The organism is Blautia sp. KLE_1732_HM_1032, assembly GCF_025147905.1.
GTDB lineage: Bacteria > Bacillota > Clostridia > Lachnospirales > Lachnospiraceae > Blautia_A > Blautia_A fusiformis.
Map to the genome: position 1 here is coordinate 778,829 of NZ_CP102266.1, position 19,190 is coordinate 798,018.

Here is a 19,190-nt window from a genome sequence, read left to right on the forward strand (position 1 = left end):
TGAATCCGGTGGAAAGTCAAATTTTTGCTTGGGTGTTGCATTTCCGGCGGTTGTCGTATAAACTGGATTACAGAGAAAATCAGACAGGGGTACAGAGATTGAAGAATATTCAGGAAGATATCAAAACAGGAAAATTTAAGCAGGCATATCTCCTTTACGGTGAGGAAGCCTATCTGAAACAACAATATAAAAGAAATCTGGTGAAGGCTCTGAACCCGGACGATGATACCATGAATTTTACCAGATATGAGGGGAAGGGAATCGATGTCCGGGAGCTTTTGAGTCTTTGTGATACCATGCCCTTTTTTGCAGAGCGAAGAGTAGTCCTTCTTGAGGATACGGGATTCTTTAAGAACAAATGTGAGGAACTGGCAGATTATATGAAAGCTCTGCCTGATTATCTGTATCTGGTGTTCTGCGAGTCTGAGGTAGATAAAAGAAGCCGTATGTACAAGGCGGTAAAAGCCTGCGGCAGTATCGGGGAATTTAAACAGCAGGATGAAAAGACTCTTATGCGGTGGGCAGCAGGAATCCTTGGAAAAAATGGACGCAGGATCACCCAGAGAGATGTGGAGCTTCTGCTGACCATGACGGGAACAGATATGGGAAATATAAGGATGGAGCTGGAAAAGCTGATCTCCTATACGGTCGGAAGAGATGTTGTGACGGCTGCAGATATCCAGGCTGTCTGTACCACGCAGACAACCAATAAGATCTTTGATATGGTGCGTGCGGTGACGGAGAAGAACCAGAAGCGGGCCCTGGATCTGTACTATGACCTTCTGACTCTTCGGGAACCGCCGATGCGGATATTGTTTCTTTTGGCGAAACAGTTTCGTCAGATCTGCCTGACCAAGAAAATGTCACAGGAGGGTCTTTCTCAAACCGAGATCGCTTCCAAACTGGGAGTACCCTCTTTTGTTGTGCGGAACCTGGCATCCTGTGCCAGATCCTACACTGTGGAAGAGCTGGAGAATGCTGTGCGGGATTTTGTGGATGCGGAAGAGGCGGTAAAGACAGGTACACTTGGAGATGTGCTCAGCGTGGAGCTTCTGATCGTGAAGTACAGCTCGGCGAGAGCAGTGAGAGCCTGAGTTTTACGGAGAAGGGTTCTGCCACAGGGTCGCTCCGTTGTCCCTGAGCCATTTTTCGCAGGCTTTATACTCCGGCATCACAGATGCCACCACTGCATAAAAGGCAGGGGAATGATTCATTTCTTTTCTATGGGAAAGTTCGTGTACTACAACATAATCCAGGACTTTTTCCGGGGCGAAGATCAGCCGCCAGTTGAAATTCAGGTTTCCTTCGCTGGTGCAGCTTCCCCAGCGGGTTTTTTGTTCCCGGATCGTGATACGGCCGTAGGTTACGCCCATTTTTCTGGCGTAGGCTGCGGCTTTTCTTTTGAATATTTTTCTGGCGGATTCCATATAATAACCGCGGCGGAATTCCGAAAGAGGCGGGTTTTCAGCCTGGGGCTGTGCCGGCTCAGTGGCAGCGTGTGAGAGATGCTCCAGGATCCAGCTTTCTTTCTGTGAGAGAAAACGATGGATGGTGGAATCTGGCATTGTGTGTGGAGCGCGGACAGTTACCTGACCGGAAACGCTGACCTGGATCGCCAGGGTTTTCCGGCTGCTGCGGATAATGCGGTAGGGAAAGGGATGGGATATCATAAAAAACTCCTTTTGGTCAATGCAGAAATCTATATACAAAAAAGACAGTCGCTGACGGTTCGACTGTCTTTCCTTTTACTTATAAGCTTATAACTAAAATATTCCGTGGTCTATTACGCAATGCTGTTGACAGCTTTGGAAAGACGGGAAATCTTTCTGGCGCAGTTATTTTTGTGATAAACGCCCTTGGATGTAGCTTTGCTGATTGTGGAGATTGCGTCCTTAAGAGCAACCTCTGCAGCTGCCTTATCCTTATTCTCAACTGCTGTCTCAACTTTCTTGATGGAAGTCTTAACTGCAGAACGGATTGCTTTGTTTCTTGCAGCCTTAGTGCTGTTAACTAAGATTCTCTTCTTTGCGGATTTAATGTTAGCCAATTCGTACACCTCCGATTCCTTAAAAATATAATATTAAATTACATTCACAGGAACAGACACGGGCGCTCCTATGAAACATGCTTATATATATTATTATACGTGCACAGGAATGTCAAGATGTTTTTTGCAAAAATTCCAAAAAAATATGCAAAAAATACCAGATGCTGTGTGGGAAAGGGGAAATGATACATATTTATGGGAAAAAGGGGAAATAATAAAAGGGAAAACACCGGAAAAGCTGCAGGCAGCAGCGAAAAAGTCTTTGCAATCTTACAGAAAAAGAGGATGAGAGTATGGCTGGAAGGAGCAGAATCAGAACAGACCTGGCACTGGAAGCAACGGAACGCTTTCAGGAGGAAAATGTAGAAGTACATGGAGTAGAGATCAGGGAAAAATACGATGAGGAAAAGGAGGTGCGTACTACAGTTGTGAGGATCACAACGGAAAACGGAGCCAGGACCATGGGAAAACCGCAGGGAACCTATATTACCATTGAGGCACCGGATCTTTCCGTTCCGGATGAGGATTATCACAGGGAGATCTCGGAAGAAGTTGCACATCATTTAAGGGAGCTGATCGATCTTGGACGTCAGTTGTCAATTTTGGTGGTAGGGCTTGGAAATCAGGAGATCACTGCGGATTCTCTTGGCCCTCGTGCAGTTTCCAATCTTCATATGACAAGGCATGTGATCCGGGAATATGGGCTGAAGAGCAATGAACATATGAAAATGCATCAGATCAGCGGTATCGTTCCGGGTGTGATGGCACAGACCGGAATGGAAACTCTGGAAATTGTTCGGGGTGTTGTTTCGGAGACAAAGCCGGATGTGGTGATTGCCGTAGATGCGCTGGCGGCCAGAAGTACGACAAGACTTAACCGGACGATCCAGATCACGGATACCGGGATCAGTCCGGGCTCCGGCGTGGGGAATCACAGGGAAGGCCTGAATGAAGAAAATCTTTCGGTCCGTGTGATCGGGATCGGTGTTCCGACTGTGGTGGATGCGGCTACTATTGTCCATGATTCCATGGCAGAGCTTCTGGAGGCACTGGAGGAGGATGAGCAGAAGGAGTTTCTGGAAGAAATGATCTCGCCGAAGCTTTACACCATGTTTGTAACACCAAAGGATGTGGATGAAACGGTACGATATTTAAGCTTTACCATTTCCGAGGGACTGAATCTGGCTTTTTCCGATAGTCTAATCGAAGAGGACAGGTCATAAAATACCATAAGAGGTGATCGTGGGTGACGAATATCCAGAGGGCTTTCTGCGTGGTTTTGAGCCTGATCTTCCTGGGTGTGGTGGCTGTCCTTCCGGGAGATTTTTTCAGGCATGGTGAGATCTACAGACAGCTGCCGCTGTATTGCTTTCTGGAAAAGAAAGCTCTGCAGAAGGAAAATGGCAGAGACCGGGAAACAGAGATGCTTTTGCAGGAAAAAAACGCAGAGCATCTGGGTGAAGAAGTGGAAGCAGAGAACCGAAAAGAGCAGGAGACGCTGTTGATGGCCGAGGCGGAAGAAGTGGAGAAGAAAGAAGCCCTTCAGAAGAAAGAAGAGCTTCAAAAGAAAAAAGAAATTCAAAAGAAAGAAGCGGAAGAGGCAGAGAAAAAATCTCCTGACGGCAAAAAAAATGAAAAGGAGACTGTTAAGGGAAATGCAGAACAGGAAGTTGCAGAGCCAGAAATTACAGAGCCGGGAGGTTCAGAACAGGAAGCTACGGAGCCGGGGAACACAGAACCGGAGACTCCTCCGTCAGAGGAGAACCAATCCGGTGAAAATACTGCGAAGGAACAGGAGACTGTGGCACTGCCACATCCGCAGATTGACTTGTCTCAGGCGAAACTGGCAGATTTTGACTATGTGATGAATCAGTTTTTTATATTGGATTCCAATACGGAAACGAATGCGCAGCAGATCAGTGCGCCCCGTTTTCTGAAGGAGGATCTGTCCGTTAAAAAGGATTCATCGGTACCCCAGATCCTGATTTATCATACCCATTCCCAGGAGGCTTTTGCAGATTCAAGGGAAGGACAGACTGAGGACACCATCGTGGGAGTGGGAGATCATCTTACTGAACTTCTGGAAAAAACATATGGATACCAGGTCATTCATATAACAGATGCCTTTGATATGATGGGAGGAACACTGGACAGGAGCAAGGCTTATGATTATGCCAGGGCATCCATAGAAAAAGTGCTGGAAGAAAATCCCACCATTGAAGTTGTGATCGACCTTCACAGAGATGGTGTGCCGGATGAGCGTCATCTGGTAACGCAGGTGAATGGAAAACCTACTGCTCAGCTGCTTTTTTATAATGGATTAAGCTATACAGTCAGTCAGGGGGCAGTGAGTTATCTGCCCAATCCTTACATAGAAGAGAATCTGGCATTTTCCTTTCAGCTGGAATATCAGGCGGCACAGTATTACCCCGATCTTTACCGGGGGATCTATCTGGCAGGTCTTCGCTATAATCTGCATCTTAAGCCACGGGCCCTGCTTCTGGAGGCCGGAGCACAGACAAATACCGTGGAGGAAGTCCGAAATGCCATGGAACCATTTGCAGATATCTTAAACAGAGTTCTGAAAGGCAGTGACAAAGAAGGCTGAAATATGATATGATAAAGAGCAGTATGGAAAAATATGCGTTCTGAACGCTTTATACGAGAGAAATTTAAGGAGGACTTCCTGAATGATAGACCAGAGTAAAATTCGGAATTTTTGTATCATTGCACATATCGACCATGGCAAGTCAACACTTGCGGACCGTATCATCGAGATGACGGGACTTCTTACCGAGAGGGAAATGCAGGCCCAGGTTCTGGATAACATGGACCTTGAGAGAGAACGAGGGATCACCATCAAATCCCAGGCGGTTCGTATTGTATACAAAGCCAAGGACGGAAATGAGTATATTTTTAACCTGATCGATACCCCGGGACATGTAGACTTTAACTATGAAGTTTCCCGAAGCCTTGCTGCCTGTGACGGAGCGATCCTTGTTGTGGATGCAGCACAGGGAATCGAAGCTCAGACACTTGCCAATGTATATATGGCACTGGACCATGATCTGGATGTGGTTCCGGTGATCAACAAGATCGACCTTCCAAGTGCGGATCCGGAGCGTGTTATCAATGAGATCGAGGATGTGATCGGAATTGAAGCGCAGGATGCACCGCAGATCTCCGCAAAAACAGGACTGAATGTAGACCAGGTCCTGGAGCAGATCGTCAATAAGGTCCCGGCGCCGGCGGGGGATGTGGATGCACCTCTGAAGGCTCTGATCTTCGACTCTGTTTATGACCCTTATAAGGGTGTTATCGTATTTTGCAGAGTGAAGGACGGACGTGTGAAAAAGGGCACGAGGATCCATATGATGGCGACCGGATTCACCACGGAGGTTGTGGAGGTTGGATATTTTGGAGCGGGTCAGTTTATCCCGTGTGACGAGCTGACAGCAGGTATGGTCGGATATATCACAGCCAGCATCAAGAATGTCCGTGATACCCGCGTGGGTGATACGGTAACGGATGCGGACAACCCCTGTGCAGAGGCACTTCCGGGATATAAGAAGGTAAACCCTATGGTTTATTGTGGCCTTTATCCGGCAGATGGTGCCAAGTACGGCGATCTCCGTGACGCGCTGGAGAAGCTTCAGCTCAACGATGCTTCCCTTTATTATGAACCGGAGACATCGGTCGCCCTTGGATTTGGTTTCCGCTGCGGCTTCCTGGGACTTCTTCATCTGGAGATCATCCAGGAGCGTCTGGAGAGAGAGTATAACCTGGATCTTGTAACTACAGCACCGAGTGTTATCTATAAGGTCTATAAAACCAATGGTGAGATCATCGAGCTGACCAATCCCACCAACCTTCCGGATCCTTCAGAGATCGAATACATGGAAGAGCCTATGGTGAAGGCGGAGATCATGGTAACCACAGAGTTCATTGGTGCGATCATGGATCTCTGCCAGGAGAGACGTGGTCAGTATGAAGGCATGGAATATATGGAAGAAACCCGTGCACTCCTGAAATACAGACTGCCGCTGAACGAGATCATTTATGATTTCTTTGATGCACTGAAATCACGTTCCAGAGGTTATGCATCCCTGGATTACGAACTGGACGGATATGAGAGAAGTGAGCTTGTAAAGCTGGATATCCTTGTGAATAAAGAAGAAGTGGATGCTCTTTCCTTTATCGTGCATGCAGATACTGCTTACGAGCGTGGAAGAAAGATGTGTGAGAAGCTGAAAGACGAGATCCCGAGACAGCTCTTTGAGATTCCAATCCAGGCAGCTATCGGAAGCAAGGTCATTGCCAGAGAGACGGTAAGAGCCATGCGTAAAGACGTACTTGCCAAGTGTTACGGTGGAGATATCTCCCGTAAGAAGAAGCTTCTGGAAAAACAGAAGGAAGGTAAGAAACGTATGCGTCAGGTAGGTAACGTGGAGATCCCGCAGAAGGCATTTATGAGTGTCCTGAAGCTGGATGATAAATAGGAGATGACTTTTTGAAAAAAAATATAAAAAAACTGTTTCTGGCAGCAGGACTTCTGGCTATAACAGGAGCTCTGCTTACCGGATGTGGTTCAAAGAAGAAAAATGCAGAAGAGGAAAGTGTGATCAAAATCAGTACAGCGCCGGAACCAACTGCCACTCCTGATCCGAAAACCGTAGATCCGGATGCAGTGACGAGCAATGGAAATCTGACAATGGTCAATGAGTACCTGGCAGAAAACGGCAGTGAGGCACTGGGGATCGATGGCGTGACACCGACACCGGCTGCTTCGGATGGAAGCACGGATAATGCGGATAGTGCCGGTGAAGATACAAGCTCTGATGAGGATAATGATACATCAGGTAGTGGTGGAGAGGAAGGAGCTATGGATGGAGAATGAGGCGAAAAAACCGCTGGAGCTCTATATCCATGTTCCGTTTTGTGTGAAAAAATGTGATTACTGTGATTTCCTTTCCGGACCTGCCGGAAAAGAGAGGCAGCGTGAATATTTCCAGGCTCTGGAAAGGGAGATTGCTGCTGTTCCGGATTTTTCGGACAGGGAGATCACTACAGTTTTTATCGGCGGAGGAACACCTTCCGTGCCTGATCCGTCTCTTGTTGGAGAGATGCTGGATCAGATCAGAAATAAGTTTTTTGTGGCCCCGGATGCTGAGATCACCATCGAAGCAAATCCGGGGACTTTATATAAAGAAAAACTTCAAATATATCTGGAACACGGGATCAACCGGCTGAGTCTGGGGCTTCAGTCCCCGCAGAATCGGGAATTAAAGATCCTTGGAAGGATCCATACGTGGGAAGAGTTTCAGGAGAGCTTTTTTATGGCAAGGGATGCAGGCTTTTCCAACATCAATATCGATCTGATGAGTGCCATTCCGGAACAGACCTATGCAGACTGGGAAAAAAATCTCCGCACGGTGGCAGGGCTTTCGCCGGAACATATTTCCGCCTACAGTCTGATCATTGAGGAAGGCACTCCTTTCGGGGAGAGAAAGCTGAAATTGCCGGATGAGGATACGGAGTACCGTATGTATGAGAATACGGCAGGGATTCTGGCGGAATATGGGTTTCATCAGTACGAGATCTCCAATTATGCGAAAGGTGGACGGGAATGCCGTCATAATAAGGGATACTGGCAGAGGATCGATTATCTGGGACTGGGACTTGGGGCGTCTTCACTTCTGGATCATATGCGTTTTTCCAATACTGCGGATATGAAGGAATATATTGGAAACAGTGCGTTTCCGGATAAGATCCGCCAGAATATGGAAAGCCTTACAGAGGCAGATGAGATGGCTGAGTTTATGTTTCTGGGGCTTCGGATGACAGAGGGCGTTTCAATGGAAGCGTTTGCGGAATATTTCGGAAAAAATATGGAAAACGTTTACGGAGAGGTCCTGAAAAAACATCTGGAGATCGGAATGCTGAAACAAAAAGGAGACAGGATATATCTTTCGAGAAAGGGAATCCATGTGAGCAATGGAGTGATGGCGGATTTTCTGTTGTAGAAAATTTGTCGATTTTTTCACCTTGACGAACGGATGTTCTGGCAGTATACTGATAAAAAATCAGAAGTTTTACAGCGGAATAAGAGAGGTAGATTCTGCTGTTGAGAAGAATACCGGAGTATTTTTTATGACCGGACAGAGTAGGAGGCTTTCATGTCAGCAGAAGCAAACGATAAGAAGCGTTTTATCAGGATACGCGGAGCCAATGAGAATAATCTTAAGAATCTTAGCGTCGATATTCCCAGAGACCAGTTTGTGGTACTTACCGGACTCAGTGGCTCTGGTAAGTCATCTCTTGCATTTGATACCATTTATGCAGAGGGACAGAGACGTTATATGGAGTCACTTTCTTCCTATGCGAGGCAGTTCCTGGGACAGATGGAGAAACCGGATGTGGAGAGTATCGAGGGCCTTCCGCCGGCAATCTCCATTGATCAGAAGTCAACGAACCGGAATCCCCGTTCTACAGTGGGTACGGTAACGGAGATCTACGATTATTTCCGACTTCTGTATGCCCGTGTGGGAATCCCGCACTGTCCCAAATGTGGAAGGGAAATCCGCAAACAGACGGTAGATCAGATGGTGGATCAGATCATGACGCTTCCGGAACGCCAGAAGATCCAGCTTCTTGCACCGGTAGTGCGGGGCCGCAAGGGAACCCATGTTAAACTTCTGGATCAGGCCAGAAGAAGCGGATATGTGAGAGTGCAGATCGACGGAAATCTCTATGAGCTTTCTGAGGAGATCAAGCTGGATAAGAATATCAAACATAACATTGAGATCGTTGTGGATCGACTTATTGTGAAACCGGGAATAGAGAAGCGTCTTTCCGATTCCATTGAAACCGTGCTGGATCTGTCGGATGGTCTGCTGGTAGTAGACACTATGGACGGGAAGCTTCTGAATTTCAGTCAGAGTTTTTCCTGTCCAGATTGCGGCATCAGCATTGATGAGATCGAACCCAGGAGTTTTTCCTTTAATAATCCGTTTGGTGCTTGCCCCCAGTGTCTGGGTCTTGGATATAAGATGGAATTTGATATCGATCTGATGATCCCGGATAAGAAACGGAGTATCAATGAAGGGGCTATCGCTGTTCTCGGATGGCAGTCCTGTACCACGCAGGGAAGCTTTTCCAGAGCGATCCTGGATGCCCTGGCAAGGGAATATGAATTTTCTCTGGATACACCTTTCTGCGAGTATCCGAAGAAGGTCCAGGATATCCTCATCCATGGTACCGGCGGTCATTCTGTGAAGGTTTATTATAAAGGACAGCGGGGAGAGGGCGTTTACGATGTGGCGTTCCCGGGACTGATCCGCAATGTGGAGCAGAGATACCGTGAAACCGGTTCCGAGACTATGAAGCAGGAATACGAGAGTTTTATGCGGATTACTCCTTGTACCACATGTAAGGGACAGAGGCTGAAGAAAGAGTCCCTGGCAGTGACCGTGGCGGATAAGAATATTTATGAAGTGACCAATATGCCGGTACAGAAGCTGCAGGGCTTTCTCCGCGATCTGAAGCTTTCAAAGCAGCAGGAGCTTATTGGAAGGCAGATCCTGAAGGAAATCCGTGCCAGGGTTGGATTTCTGGCAGAGGTTGGCCTGGAGTATCTTTCACTTGGAAGAGCTACCGGAACCCTTTCCGGCGGAGAGGCTCAGAGGATCCGTCTTGCCACACAGATCGGATCCGGGCTTGTGGGGGTTGCATATATCCTGGATGAGCCGAGTATCGGGCTTCACCAGAGAGATAATGACAAGCTTCTGGGGGCACTGATGCGTCTCCGTGATCTTGGCAACAGTCTGATCGTGGTGGAGCATGATGAAGATACCATGCGTGCGGCAGACTGTGTCATCGATATCGGCCCCGGAGCCGGAGAACATGGCGGACAACTGGTCGCAATGGGGACAGCTGAGGATCTGATGAAAAATGAGCAGTCTGTGACAGGAGCTTATTTAAGCGGAAGGCTGAAGATCCCGGTACCGGAAGTGAGGAAGGAACCAACCGGATTTCTTCATATAAAGGGTGCGGCAGAGAACAACCTGAAGCATATCGACGTAGATATTCCTCTGGGAGTGATGACCTGTATCACAGGTGTTTCCGGCTCCGGTAAGAGCTCTCTGATCAATGAAATCTTGTACAAGAGACTTGCTAGAGACCTGAACCGTGCCAGAGTGATCCCCGGGAAACATGATGACATCCTGGGTATCGATCAGCTGGATAAGGTGATCAATATCGACCAGTCCCCGATCGGAAGAACTCCCCGTTCCAATCCTGCCACATATACCGGAGTTTTTGACCAGATCCGTGATCTTTTTGCAGCCACCGCAGATGCCAAGGCAAAGGGCTACAAGAAAGGCCGTTTCAGTTTTAATGTCAAGGGCGGACGGTGCGAGGCCTGCAGCGGTGACGGAATCATCAAGATCGAGATGCATTTTCTTCCGGATGTATATGTGCCTTGCGAAGTCTGCAAGGGCAAACGCTACAATCGTGAGACTTTGGAAGTGAAGTATAAGGGCAAGAGCATTTATGATGTATTGAATATGACTGTGGAAGAAGCACTGACATTTTTTGAGAATGTACCGTCGATCCGGAGAAAGATCGAGACCCTGTATGATGTAGGGCTTTCCTATATCCGCCTGGGTCAGCCCTCCACCACTCTTTCTGGAGGAGAAGCACAGCGTATCAAGCTTGCCACAGAACTCAGCAAGCGCAGTACCGGAAAGACGATCTATATCCTGGATGAGCCTACCACAGGACTGCACTTTGCGGATGTCCACAAACTGATCGAAATCCTGCGCCGTCTGTCTGAAGGAGGAAACACCGTTGTGGTCATTGAGCACAATCTGGATGTGATCAAGACGGCGGATCATATTATTGATATCGGACCGGAAGGCGGTGACAGAGGCGGAACGGTAATTGCCAGAGGAACTCCGGAGGAAGTAGCAGAGAATCCGGTTTCCTACACCGGTAAATATGTGAAAAAATATCTGGAACAGAAATAACCGGTAAAAGTTCTTTTCAATTTCTGTGGTTTTGTATATAATGAAGTGCGGGAACGTTTCGGCACAGACCGGAACAGAATAAGTCAGAAATGCGTCAGCATATGAATGTGTATGACGCAGGCGGGAGGATTTATGCCGGCAAAGGATATTGGAATCGATCTGGGAACCAGAAACAGTCTGGTGTTTTCCACAGGCAAGGGAATCGTTTTAAGAGAGCCCTCTGTGGTTGTTTATGATAAAGATACAGAGAAGATCAGAGCAATCGGTGAGGAAGCCAGACAGATGGCAAGCCATCTGACTTCCAATATGGAAGTGATCTGGCCAATCCGAAGAGGTGTGATCGTAGATTATAATGTAATGGAAAAGATGCTGAAATATTTTATTTCACAGGCTATGGGACGGAGAGCGTTCCGGAAACCGAGAGTCAGCATCAGTGTTCCGAGCGGGATCACGGAGATCGAGCGCAAGGCAGTTGAGGAAGCTGCTTATCAGTCAGGGGCCAGGGAAGTTTTTCTTGTGGACGAGCCTATCGCTGCTGCTATCGGGGCAGGTGTAGACATTACCAAGCCATTTGGCAATCTGATCGTGGACATCGGTGCAGGGACCACGGATGTTGCGGTCGTATCCGTAGGAGGTGTGGTTGTTTCCGCTTCTGTGAAGGTTGCAGGAGATAATTTTGATCATGCGATCATGAATTATGTACGTGAGAAGCACAGCCTCTTTATCGGGGAGGATGCAGCGGAGAATATAAAGATCAAGATCGGAACAGCCAGTGAAGAAGCGGATCTTCGCACGATGGAGGTCAAGGGCAGAAATATCATCACAGGACTTCCGAAGGTGGCAACACTGACTTCTGAGGAGATCCGGACCGCTTTGCGGGAAACGACCGGACAGATCGTAGAGACAGTCCATGGCGTTCTTGAGAAAACACCGCCGGAGCTGGCGGCAGATATCATGGACCGAGGAATCGTTCTTACAGGCGGAGGTGCCATGCTGCATGGAATGGATGCATTGATCGAGCAGAAAACAGGAGTCAGCACATTGACTGTGCAGGATGCAATGCTTGTAGTGGCTGCCGGAACAGGAAAATATGCGGAAATCATGTCAAGGATGTAAACCGTTATGAGGCGTCCGGACGGCACAGGGTCAGAGAAGAGACTGCCGAAGGAAACTCATACAGATAAGGCGCTGCAGCTGCAGTGCCTTTTGCTGTTATCAGAGGTTTACAGATGGAGAAAAAGATGAGTGAGACAGTTACAGGATATATAGATCATGTGATCTTCCGAAATGAAGAGAATGGATATACGGTCATGGTACTGAAAGGGATGGAAGAGGAACGGGAACTGACCTGTGTGGGGACATTTCCTGCGATCACCCAGGGGGCTGCCATTGAAGCTTCCGGAAATTATACAACACATCCGGTGTATGGTAAACAGTTTCAGATATCCTCCTACGTAGAAAAAATGCCGGAGGATGCACTGGCCATGGAACGCTATCTGGGTTCTGGCGCGATCAAGGGGATCGGAGCGGCACTGGCAGCCAGGATCGTACGTCGTTTCGGTGATGATACTATGCGTATTGTAGAGGAAGAGCCGGAGCGGCTGGCTGAGATCAAGGGAATCAGCGAAAAAAAGGCCATGGAGATCGCAGAACAGATGACGGAGAAAGCAGATATGCGCCGCGCTATGATCTTTCTCCAGAAATACGGGATATCACTGAATCTCGGCGCAAAGATCTATCAGAAATATGGGCAGACTGTATATGGAGTCCTGCAGGAGAATCCGTATCGCCTTGCAGAGGATATCAGTGGTGTGGGATTCCGTATCGCAGATGAGATCGCTTCCCGGATCGGGATCCATACAGATTCAGATTACAGGATAAGAAGCGGAATGTTGTATACTCTCCTACAGGCTTCAGGAGAAGGCCATATCTATCTCCCGAAGGAGGAACTTTTTTCCAGGGCATCCGGACTTTTGGGAGTAGATTCCTCCTACATGGAAAAACATCTCATGGATATGGTAGTAGACCGGAAACTGATCCTGAAAGAAACAGAAGACGGTGCAGTTGTCTATCCCACACGATATTATTATCTTGAGCTGAATTCAGCCAGAATGCTCTGTGAGCTGAACATCCTCTGCCCGGAAGATGAGGAGATGATGGAGAAACGGATCAACAGGATCGAAAAGGAGACAGGAACCCGGTTAGATGAAATGCAGAAACAGGCAGTGGCGGCAGCTGCCAGTCATGGTCTGTTCATTCTGACCGGCGGGCCGGGAACCGGAAAGACTACAACGATCAATGCGATTATCCGTTATTTTGAAGAGGAAGGCGCTGAGCTGCGGCTTGCAGCTCCCACCGGCCGTGCAGCCAAGCGAATGACAGAGGCTACCGGATACGAGGCTCAGACGATCCACAGACTTCTGGAGCTGAATGGAATGCCGGAGGAAGAGCAGGAAGGCCGTGCAGTTCATTTTGACAGGAATTCGGAGAATCCGCTGGAAGCGGATGTGATCATCATTGATGAGATGTCCATGGTAGATATCGCACTGATGCATTCATTGCTTCTTGCAGTGACAGCAGGGACCAGACTGATCCTGGTAGGTGATGAAAATCAGCTTCCCAGTGTAGGCCCGGGAAATGTTCTGAGGGATATTATCCGCAGCGGCTGTTTTCCGGTAGTAGAGTTGAAAAAGATTTTCCGCCAGGCATCTGAAAGTGATATTGTGGTGAATGCACATAAGATCAACCGGGGCGAGCAGGTGACCATCAATAACAAGAGCCGGGATTTCTTTTTTCTGAAAAGATATGACGCGGACATCATTATCCGTGTGGTGATCGCACTGATCCAGGAGAAGCTTCCGCGTTATGTAGATGCAAAGCCCTATGAGATCCAGGTGCTCACGCCTATGCGTAAGGGACTTTTAGGTGTGGAGCGGCTGAACCAGATACTTCAGAGATATCTGAACCCGCCGGATGAAAAGAAAAAGGAGAAAGAGATCGGACAGCGCCTTTTCCGTGAAGGGGATAAGGTGATGCAGGTGAAGAACAATTACCAGCTGGAGTGGGAAATCCTTGGACGATACAAGATTCCTGTGGATAAAGGTGTGGGCGTGTTTAATGGAGATACCGGTATTATGACGGAGATCAATGAATTTGCGGAAACGGCCACCGTGGAATTTGAGGATGGCAGACAGGCAGAATATTCCTTCAAACAGCTTGAGGAACTGGAACTTGCCTATGCAGTGACCATACATAAGTCCCAGGGCTCAGAATATCCGGCAGTGATCCTTCCGATCCTTTCCGGACCAAGGATGCTGATGAATCGGAATCTTCTGTATACAGCAGTGACCAGAGCCAGAAAATGTGTTACCGTAGTAGGCAGCGAGACCACTTTTGCGGAGATGATCCGTAATGAAAAACAGCAGCAGAGATACAGCTCTCTGGACAGACGGATCCGGGAGCTGGATGAATCTGAACAGAAGGAGAGCGCCATCGGGGAGAAAGGACTTTCTTGAAAAAAACAGCAGATTTTTTACTGGACATGCTTTACCCGAAAAAATGCCCGCTGTGTCATCAGATACTGAAAGAAAAAGACCGGCTGATCTGTCCGGAGTGTTCCGGAAAGGTCAGGCCTATATCCGGTCCCAGGTGTATGAAATGCGGAAGACCGGTAAAAATGGAAGAGGAATACTGTGAAGATTGCCGCAAGGGTGCCCATCATTTTACGGAGGGCAGAAGTATTTTCTGGTACGGAGAGGTCTGGAGACAGTCTCTGGTACGATTTAAGTATTACGGATGTCGGGAATATGGGGATTTTTATGCAAAGGCAATGAGCGTCTTCGGAAAAAAATATCTGGAACGGTGGAAGCCTGATCTGATCGTTCCCGTTCCTCTGCATCCCAGAAAAAAAAGGATGAGAGGTTTTAACCAGGCAGCATATCTGGCAGAAAGGCTCAGTGTTCTTACGGGGATCCCATGGAATGAGCATCTGGTAAAGAAGATACGAAGCACAAGATCTCAGAAAAAACTTAATGCCATACAGAGGCGTCAGAACCTGAAAAATGCATATCAGGTAACCGAAAAGATCCCGGGTTTTTCTGTACTTGTGGTGGATGATGTATACACAACAGGAAGTACGGCAGATGCCATGGCAATGTGTCTTCTTGAGGCCGGTGCAGAGAAAGTTTATTTTCTGACAATATGCGCAGGAAGGGCATGAAACAGCCGAAAAAACACTTTTCATAGGTATGGAACTATGCTACAATAAATTTGATTGCAGTTAAACAGTATAACTGTATGGAAAGCGTAATGCAGATCATATATCGGGGATTTTCCTGATAAAGAAAGCTTATGAGGAGTTATTTTTATGGTAAATGAAGAAAAAGTGAAGATCATGAACCGTCTGGCCATGTATGAGCATGGAGAAGGCAGGAAGTATCTTCCGGTGAGCAGATATTATCGAAGTGATTATATTGGACTTGCACTGATCAGAAACTTTTTTCTGGTAACGATCGGATATATATTGGGACTTGCAGGCGTTGCCGCATATTTCAGCGAATATCTTATGGATAATGTGAATAAGATTAATCTGGTCGAGGTTGGGATCTATATCATCGTCGGTTATCTGATCGTGCTTGTTGTATATTCGATACTGACCTACATCCAGTATTCTGTGAAATATTTCCGGGCAAAAAAAAGTGTCAGGGAATATTATCAGGATCTTACAAGACTGGAAAAAATCTACGGGCGGGAGGAAAAAAGAAATCCGGTCCGGAGAAATGCAGGAGGACATAGAAAATGACAGCTTTACTTGAGATCAAACAGAATATCAAAAGATTTTACGGACAATATGAAGTATATATACTGCCGGTCCTGAAGTTTGTTCTGGCATTTGCCTATTTTCTCTGGATCAACAGCAATATGGGTTACATGAAACAGCTGGATAATATTTTTGTTGTCCTGATCCTGGCGCTTGTATGTTCGATCCTTCCGGTTTCCGTGATGATGTTTCTGGGATTTGCGTTGATGATCGGGCACTGTTATGCAGTCGGGATCGAAACGGCAGGATTTATGCTGCTTCTTATTCTGTTGATGCTGATCCTGTTCCTCAGATTCAGCAGGTCACAGAATCTTGCAATGATCCTTACACCACTTTCCTTCGGATTTGGTGTTCCTGCACTTATGCCGATCGGAGCAGGCCTGCTGGGTAGCGCATTGTCAGCGCTTCCGGCCGGATGCGGTGTTGTGATCTATTATTTTATACGGTTTGTACATGCACAGTCGGCGGCACTCAGTGATCCTGCTGCAGAGATCACAGAAAAACTGAAGCTGATCTCTGACGGACTTGTCCACAACTGGGCAATGTGGATCACGGTGATCGCGTTTGTGGTAGTGATCCTGTTTGTGAACCTTCTGAGAACACGGGCGTTTGATTATGCATGGAGGATCGCTGTCATTGCCGGTGGCGTGATCTATATCCTGGTTATCCTTGCCGGAGATTTCTGCCTTAGTATTACGGTAGCCATGGTGCCGATGATCCTGTCCACAGTGATCTCCGTACTGGCAGGATTTGTTCTGGAGTTCTTTGTTTTTGGCGGAGATTACAGCAGAACAGAACGTCTGGAATATGAGGATGATGAGTACTATTACTACGTAAAAGCCGTTCCGAAGGCATCAGTCGCCACTTCTGAGAGAAGTATCAAAAAAATCAATGCGGAGCCGGTAAAAGAAGAAAAAAAAGAAGACAATGTTGTGTCTTTCAGTGATGATGTATTTCCTGAGAAGAACGAAATGCATACAGTAAAGATGCCGGATATGGTTTCCGAAAATACAGTAAGTGAGAAACCGCAGGGATTGGACAAGATCGATTTCGAAAAACAGCTGGAGGAATCGCTGAAGGATCTTTAAACAGGAACGATTGGAATAGCTCAGGAAGAAAGGAGGAGACTTATGCAGAATGTGCTGACAGTTGTGGTCGGATATCTTGGGAAAATTTCCCTTCCGGGACTTGGCGTGATAGATATCATTGAGATCGGACTGATTTCCTTTTTTGTATATCAGTTTATGGCATGGATCAAATTTACACGTGCATATACCCTTCTGAAGGGCATTTTGATCGTCCTTGGATTTATCCTGGTCGCATATATCTTCAAAATGAATACGATCCTCTGGATCTTCCGGAACCTGGCTAATGTGCTGGTGATCGGTGTGATCGTAATCTTTCAGCCGGAGCTGAGAAAGGCGCTGGAGCAGCTGGGACAGAAGAAGTTTGTTTCCAACATTATTCCCTTTGATTCCGGCAGGGAAGTGCAGGAGCGTTTCAATGACAAGACTATCAACGAACTGGTAAAGGCCTGTTTTGATATGGGTGAAGTTAAGACCGGAGCACTGATCGTAATCGAGGAAGAGATCCGGCTTGATGAATATGTGAGAACCGGTATCAATATTGACGGTATCCTTACCAGTCAGCTACTGATCAATATTTTTGAGCATAATACACCTCTTCATGACGGAGCGGTGATCGTGCGGGGGAACCGCGTAGTAGCAGCAACCTGCTATCTGCCTCTTTCAGATAATATGGAACTGAGTAAACAGCTGGGAACAAGACACAGAGCAGGTGTGGGTATCAGCGAAGCTACGGATTCTCTTACGATCATTGTTTCGGAAGAGACAGGACAGGTTTCTGTGGCCAGAGGCGGTGAGTTATCCAGAGGGCTTAACAGTAAGCAGCTTCGTGAAGTACTTGTTTCTGCTCAGAATAAAAAGGTTGTTGACAACGGTAAGCTGAGAAATCTGCTGAAAGGGAGAGTGAAACATGAAGAAAAATCTGACTAAGAACATCCCTTTGAAAATCATGTCGATCATTGTGGGAATCCTGGTGTGGCTGATCGTAGTAAATGTTGATGACCCTATCATTACGAAAGGCTTTGTGATCTCAGATGTGCAGATCATCAATGAAGCTTATGTGGATCAGCTGGGCAAGATGGTCATGCAGGATGATCGTGAAAATTCAGTACGTGTTTATATTACAGGTGAGCGGAAGATAGTCAACCGTCTCACCTCAAGTGATATTAAGGCAGTTGCAGACCTGCAGCAGGCTCAGTCTACCGATACAGACCCTGTAATGATCCCCATTACAGCAACCTGTTCCGGGATACTTCCAGAGAATATCCAGGTGTCACCGCAGAATCTAAGTGTCCATCTGGAAAAAAAGGTGACCAAGGAATTTGCGATCAACGTTACCAGTGATGACAGCAAGCCTGCACAGGGGCTGGAGGTTGCTTCGCTTACCGCAAATCCGGAAAAAGTCCGTATTACAGGACCGGAATCCCTAGTTGGTAAGATAGACAGTGTGAGTGTGGATGTAAGTTCAAAGCTTGAGGGAATCGACCAGGATACGACGATCACAGGCGCAGAACTGACCATCACAGATAAGAATCAGGATACACTTTCATCAAATTCCATGAGCTATCTGAAATTTGACAACAACGGAAAGGTTAATGTCACGGCAAAGCTCTGGAAGGTGCGTTCTGATATACGGATCAGTGCGGGATATACGGGAGAACCGGCAGAAGGTTATGTTGTGGACAGTGTCACGACAGTACCGGAGACTTTCAGCGTAGCTGGAAGTGAAGAAGCACTGAACAATCTGAAACTTCAGGGAAATACTATTTATCTTGATAATGAGAATGTGGATATTTCAGGAAAGAGCAATGACGTGGAAAAGAAAGTAAACCTGTCAGAACTTCTTCCGGATGGCCTTAAGCTGACATCTGGATCCAGTACGGACCTCTGGATCACAGTCAATATCCTGCCGGAGGGCAGTAAGATATACAGCTTCCCGACAGAGGATATCAAAGTAAAGGGTCTGCCTGATGATCTGCAGCTGGCGTTTGAAGTTGCGGATATTGAACTGAAGGTGCAGGCGGAAGATGGAGATCTTTCCCAATTTGATCTGAAGTCGGTAGGAGCAGCACTTTCCATGGATGACTGGGAGGAGGGCAGCTACGAAGTACCGATCAAAATCAGCCTTCCGGAAGGCTACAAGCTGCTGGAGGATGTAACCGCCGAGATCAAAATCTCCAAGGTTTCCAATGTAGACAGCAGCAGTCAGTAAG

General features: G+C 47.3%; 17 protein-coding genes. 15 read left to right on the forward strand and 2 right to left on the reverse strand.

All coding sequences use genetic code 11. From position 1 onward, the window contains the following. Positions 1-98 precede the first annotated feature (98 nt). Positions 99-1,094, forward strand: a complete 996-nt coding sequence (gene holA / locus NQ489_RS03900; protein WP_022426949.1) for a DNA polymerase III subunit delta — start codon at positions 99-101, stop codon at positions 1,092-1,094. Between the two features lie 3 nt (positions 1,095-1,097). Here the strand turns inward: holA and NQ489_RS03905 are convergent, their stop codons facing one another. After that, positions 1,098-1,670, reverse strand: a complete 573-nt coding sequence (locus tag NQ489_RS03905) for a M48 family metallopeptidase (RefSeq protein ID WP_198013393.1) — start codon at positions 1,668-1,670, stop codon at positions 1,098-1,100. A 113-nt stretch (positions 1,671-1,783) separates the two neighbouring features. Continuing rightward, positions 1,784-2,047: a 30S ribosomal protein S20 gene (gene rpsT, locus NQ489_RS03910; RefSeq protein ID WP_022426951.1), complete on the reverse strand. Its 264-nt coding sequence runs from the start codon at positions 2,045-2,047 to the stop codon at positions 1,784-1,786. Positions 2,048-2,117: 70 nt separating this feature from the next. Between rpsT and NQ489_RS03915 the strand changes: the two genes are divergently transcribed. The 14 genes from NQ489_RS03915 to NQ489_RS03980 all read left to right on the forward strand — a co-directional run bounded on the left by NQ489_RS03915 (position 2,118) and on the right by NQ489_RS03980 (position 19,189). Next, complete coding sequence (locus NQ489_RS03915; protein WP_044961700.1) at positions 2,118-2,336, forward strand: hypothetical protein; 219 nt, start codon at positions 2,118-2,120, stop codon at positions 2,334-2,336. 4 nt (positions 2,337-2,340) lie between these two features. Continuing rightward, the gene (gene gpr, locus NQ489_RS03920; protein WP_021651882.1) at positions 2,341-3,270 is read left to right on the forward strand and encodes a GPR endopeptidase; all 930 of its coding nucleotides are present in this window, start codon (positions 2,341-2,343) and stop codon (positions 3,268-3,270) included. A gap of 23 nt (positions 3,271-3,293) precedes the next feature. Continuing rightward, entirely contained in the window at positions 3,294-4,655 is a 1,362-nt protein-coding gene (locus NQ489_RS03925) for a stage II sporulation protein P (RefSeq protein WP_021651883.1), read from the forward strand. 82 nt (positions 4,656-4,737) lie between these two features. After that, positions 4,738-6,546, forward strand: a complete 1,809-nt coding sequence (gene lepA, locus NQ489_RS03930; protein ID WP_021651884.1) for a translation elongation factor 4 — start codon at positions 4,738-4,740, stop codon at positions 6,544-6,546. A gap of 11 nt (positions 6,547-6,557) precedes the next feature. Continuing rightward, positions 6,558-6,944 carry a hypothetical protein gene (locus NQ489_RS03935; RefSeq protein ID WP_021651885.1) on the forward strand — a complete coding sequence of 129 codons (387 nt, stop codon included), beginning with the start codon at positions 6,558-6,560 and terminating at the stop codon, positions 6,942-6,944. Continuing rightward, positions 6,934-8,070, forward strand: coding sequence for a radical SAM family heme chaperone HemW (gene hemW, locus NQ489_RS03940; protein ID WP_021651886.1), 1,137 nt, complete (start codon positions 6,934-6,936; stop codon positions 8,068-8,070). The genes NQ489_RS03935 and hemW overlap by 11 nt, the downstream gene beginning before the upstream one ends. A gap of 153 nt (positions 8,071-8,223) precedes the next feature. Continuing rightward, positions 8,224-11,073 carry an excinuclease ABC subunit UvrA gene (gene uvrA / locus NQ489_RS03945; RefSeq protein ID WP_021651887.1) on the forward strand — a complete coding sequence of 950 codons (2,850 nt, stop codon included), beginning with the start codon at positions 8,224-8,226 and terminating at the stop codon, positions 11,071-11,073. Between the two features lie 132 nt (positions 11,074-11,205). After that, positions 11,206-12,189, forward strand: a complete 984-nt coding sequence (locus NQ489_RS03950; RefSeq protein ID WP_044961702.1) for a rod shape-determining protein — start codon at positions 11,206-11,208, stop codon at positions 12,187-12,189. Positions 12,190-12,314: 125 nt separating this feature from the next. After that, the gene (gene recD2, locus NQ489_RS03955; protein ID WP_044961723.1) at positions 12,315-14,588 is read left to right on the forward strand and encodes an SF1B family DNA helicase RecD2; all 2,274 of its coding nucleotides are present in this window, start codon (positions 12,315-12,317) and stop codon (positions 14,586-14,588) included. Beyond that, the gene (locus NQ489_RS03960; RefSeq protein ID WP_021651891.1) at positions 14,585-15,292 is read left to right on the forward strand and encodes a ComF family protein; all 708 of its coding nucleotides are present in this window, start codon (positions 14,585-14,587) and stop codon (positions 15,290-15,292) included. Before recD2 ends, NQ489_RS03960 begins: the two co-directional genes overlap by 4 nt. Before the next feature lie 147 nt (positions 15,293-15,439). Next, entirely contained in the window at positions 15,440-15,874 is a 435-nt protein-coding gene (locus NQ489_RS03965) for a hypothetical protein (protein WP_015527429.1), read from the forward strand. Continuing rightward, a complete protein-coding gene (locus tag NQ489_RS03970; RefSeq protein WP_021651892.1) occupies positions 15,871-16,980 on the forward strand; it encodes a hypothetical protein in 1,110 nt (369 codons plus the stop codon). Before NQ489_RS03965 ends, NQ489_RS03970 begins: the two co-directional genes overlap by 4 nt. A gap of 42 nt (positions 16,981-17,022) precedes the next feature. Continuing rightward, positions 17,023-17,907: a diadenylate cyclase CdaA gene (gene cdaA, locus NQ489_RS03975; protein ID WP_021651893.1), complete on the forward strand. Its 885-nt coding sequence runs from the start codon at positions 17,023-17,025 to the stop codon at positions 17,905-17,907. Next, positions 17,888-19,189 (forward strand): CdaR family protein, encoded by a 1,302-nt coding sequence (locus NQ489_RS03980; RefSeq protein ID WP_021651894.1) that lies wholly within the window; start codon positions 17,888-17,890, stop codon positions 19,187-19,189. Before cdaA ends, NQ489_RS03980 begins: the two co-directional genes overlap by 20 nt. The last annotated feature ends 1 nt before the right edge of the window (position 19,190 follow it).